Annotated in this window: 4 protein-coding genes; 1 reads left to right on the top strand and 3 read right to left on the bottom strand. The window is 43.2% G+C overall.

What is annotated here, in order from left to right; translation table 11 throughout:
- The 3 genes from F6K57_RS40185 to F6K57_RS40175 all read right to left on the bottom strand — a co-directional run.
- Window positions 1-156: ATP-binding cassette domain-containing protein (locus F6K57_RS40185; protein WP_293074466.1), on the bottom strand; the 156-nt coding region annotated here is incomplete at its 3' end.
- A gap of 6 nt (window positions 157-162) precedes the next feature.
- Complete coding sequence (locus F6K57_RS40180; protein WP_293074463.1) at window positions 163-2,082, bottom strand: ABC transporter transmembrane domain-containing protein; 1,920 nt, start codon at window positions 2,080-2,082, stop codon at window positions 163-165.
- 539 nt (window positions 2,083-2,621) lie between these two features.
- A complete protein-coding gene (locus F6K57_RS40175; RefSeq protein WP_293074461.1) occupies window positions 2,622-3,089 on the bottom strand; it encodes a hypothetical protein in 468 nt (155 codons plus the stop codon).
- A gap of 71 nt (window positions 3,090-3,160) precedes the next feature.
- Here F6K57_RS40175 and F6K57_RS40170 point away from each other — a divergent pair.
- Window positions 3,161-3,455, top strand: a 295-nt coding sequence (locus tag F6K57_RS40170) for a hypothetical protein (RefSeq protein WP_293074460.1), incomplete at its 3' end; no start/stop codon positions are given.

The following is a 3,455-nucleotide window of genomic DNA, read 5'->3' as shown; positions in this document are numbered from 1 at the left end:
CGATCGCAAAGACCCTAAGGACAGACTGGTAATATCAAGGCCATCAATCAATACTTTCCCATCTGTGGGTGGATACAATCCCAACACCAATTTAGAAATCGTGGTTTTCCCTGAACCACTGCGTCCGACTAGGGCTACCATTTGTCCTGGTTTCACTTGAAATTATAGATTTTCCAGTACATTTAAATCACTCTCTGGGTGATAGCGAAAGGTGACGTTATCAAAGGCAATGTGACCCTGAATTGATGGTAACGATTGACGGGCTTGATTCAGCAAATCCTCCTCTGGTTCAGCATCCAACACATCATTAATCCGTTCCATAGCAATTACTACTTCCTGGAATTGATTCCATAACACGGTTAACCGTTTGAAGGGAGTAATAATATTTCCCAACAGCATATTGAATGCCACTAATTGTCCAATGGTTAACTGATTCTGAATCACTAACCACGCTCCATACCACAGCAGGCTTGTGGTTACTACGGCTTCAATAGCATTACTAAAAATTTGCAGACGATTGCTGATAACTTGCCCATCAAAACTTGTCTTAATTTCCTTATTTAATAACTCCTCCCAATGCCAACGTACTGTTTGTTCTACTGCGGTTGATTTTACCGTACTTACACCGGAAAGCGCTTCAATTAGATAACTATTTTCTTTAGCCATCGATTGAAATATTTCTCGGGAAATCCTGCGTAAAAACGGTGTTGCAATCAATGCTAGCAATAAGAATGGCGGCACAATTACTAAGGCCAATAACGCCATTTTCCAGCTGTACCAAACCATCAATCCTACATAGATAAATACCGTTACTAAATCCAGCAGAATTGATAACGCCTCACCGGTAAGGAACCGCTCAATCTTGCGGTTTTCCTGAACCCGTGATATAATGTCACCAACATAGCGGGACTCAAAAAACGAAAGAGGCAACCGCAGTGTATGGCGAATAAATCCTACAATCAGTGCTGCATCTACTTTATTAGCCGTGTGGTCTAGTAGATATTGGCGCAACCCCATCATTGCCACTCGAAACAGGCTAAATATCAGCAGCCCTAAGCCCACCGCCATTAAGGTTAGCCCAGAGCGCTGCACCACCACTCGGTCTAAAATTAGCTGGGTGAATAGAGGTGTAATTAATCCAAATATCTGGATAAATAAGGAAGCAAGAAATACCTCTAACACTACTAACCCATGGGGTTTGATTAACTCAAAGAATTGCCAGAAGGGAGTACTCGTCTCTTTAGCATCCTTGAGTAATGCTGTTGGTTGTAGCAGCAGTGCATAACCGGTCCAATCGGCGTTAAATTCTCGATGGGTGAGACTACGTTGACCAATGCCAGGGTCACAAACAATCACTCGTTTCCGAGTAATTTCATAAACGACAATATAGTGTTTACCTTCCCAATGGACTATAGCTGGCAATTTTTGCTTCGCTAGCTGGTCAAGACTGGCTTTAACTGGACGAGTAGAAAAGCCAATACTTTCCGCTGCTGCTGATAGTCCTCGCAATGATGCGCCATTGCGGTCAACATTAGCGATATCCCGCAAGCGATTCACACTAAACCGTTTACCCCAATAGCGAGATACCATTACCAAACAGGCGGCACCACAGTCAGAACCACTCTGCTGGGCAAAAAACGGATAGCGTCGGATTACCCGTTGCCATAAATGCCCTGCTTGCTGGGTCGGGTTAGGAAAGTAAGCTTTGCTAACTTTTTTCTGGGATTTCTGGGACTTGGCTTCCCCAGACCGAGACTGGGAGATGGTCAGATGGGGGGATGGGGATATGGGGGGATAGTCAGATGGAGTGATAGGGGGAGTAGGGGAGCTAACTAGTAGGGCATTACGAGCTTGCGCCTGACTCCAAAAATGCTCTCGGATTTCGGGATACTTATTGATCAGGGGAAACAAGACTTCCCCCGGTACAAAGCATAGCTTTAGCTTCAGAGAAGCTCTAGCGCTATAGCTGGCTAAGTCAGCGGAGGGAAACAAGGTCAATTCCCCAAATGATGCCCCTGTTTCTAAGCTGGCAATTAAGTCACCGGCCTGATTCAGCAACCTTACCTGTACTAGTACATGCACCCTCAAGATCAGGTTTCGACTGATGTCCTGACATATCTGTAACTAAAAAGTCTTTAACTCATTGTTTTGATGATCGAGGGTGGATGTTGGCTTTTATGTTGGTTTTAATCGTCAAATTAACCTAGTATTGTGGATTTTTTGGATGATTTTGGCCAATTTGTGGCTTATTTTGTCGTTTTTTTGGATGATTTTTATCGAATTTTAGATTTTGGTGGATTTTTATGTTGTTTGTGTAAAGTTTGATTTAATTTTTGGATCAAGATAATCAGGCACTAGGGATTAGGTTCTTTTAGGGAGAAGTGGGAGAAGCTTTCAAGGGTATGTTTTTTACAAAGACGTCAGGTGTGGGGTGTGGGGCGTGGGGTGTGGGGTGTGGGGGATAAGACAATTATTAGCAAGTCCCCTGGTACAAACTCTATCCTGCAATTCCAAGCACAAATTATGCAATTCTCAGAGTCATGAGGAAAAAGCTAATCCCTTTAAGGCAAAAGGCAATAGGCGTGCATGCAATAGTAAAGAGGGTTTGAAGAGAATAAGTGTCAAATAATAATGTACCTCATTACTGCGAGAAACGCTATAGACATTTCGTGCTGATCAATAATATTCTGAGTCTTCTTGTTGAATAAAACTCCAGAGTCACACAAATAAATCGCTGTTTTCGTGTAACCTTCTACTATTTCCTTAGAAGCCCTTTGCATACACTTCCCCATATCTGAGTCGTTAGTCTCTCCATCAACAGCTTCACCAGAAGCATCATTACTATTACCAGAAGATTCTAGTTCAGCATCGATCAGTCGTTCAGCTTTGACCTCATTATAAGCACGTTCAACAGAGACTTTCTTCCTCAGTCTTCCTTCTGGGTTATAAAGCTGATCTATCACAGACTCACGATCTTCGGTCGGCACTGATAAGATGTCATAGGCCATCTTGTTTGTTCCTTCTTCCAGAAGTTTTGACCACTTTTTGGCAAGATCAGCATTCTCCTCTTTTTGAATAGCTTCAACCACATTGAAGCCAATACCCTACCCCCTGAGCTACAATAGACTCTTAACGGACTGCGCTTTCAGGAGCTCCCGTCATGAATTCTATTTCAACAACCATTACTCTGCAAATTCCTGACTTCCTCTATCAGCGCTTGGTCAACACTGCCCAAGCAACTGAACGCTCTCTTGAAGCTGTCATGCTCCATGCTTTACAAATTGGTAGTCCCCCCAATTGGTCTGATGTACCTGAAGAATTTCAAGGAGATCTAGCTGCCTTAGATAGGTTGGAAGACCAAGCTTTGTGGCCGATCGCCCAGAGTAAAAAAACACCGGAAGAAATGGAGCGTCACTACTGGTTGTTAGCTCAAAATCAAGAGCGTTCTTTAACAA

The sequence above is a fragment of the Moorena sp. SIO4A5 genome, from assembly GCF_010672005.1.
Taxonomy (GTDB): domain Bacteria; phylum Cyanobacteriota; class Cyanobacteriia; order Cyanobacteriales; family Coleofasciculaceae; genus Moorena.
The sequence above is the reverse complement of the archived record's forward strand: the minus strand, read 5'-3'. Positions and strand labels throughout refer to the sequence as shown.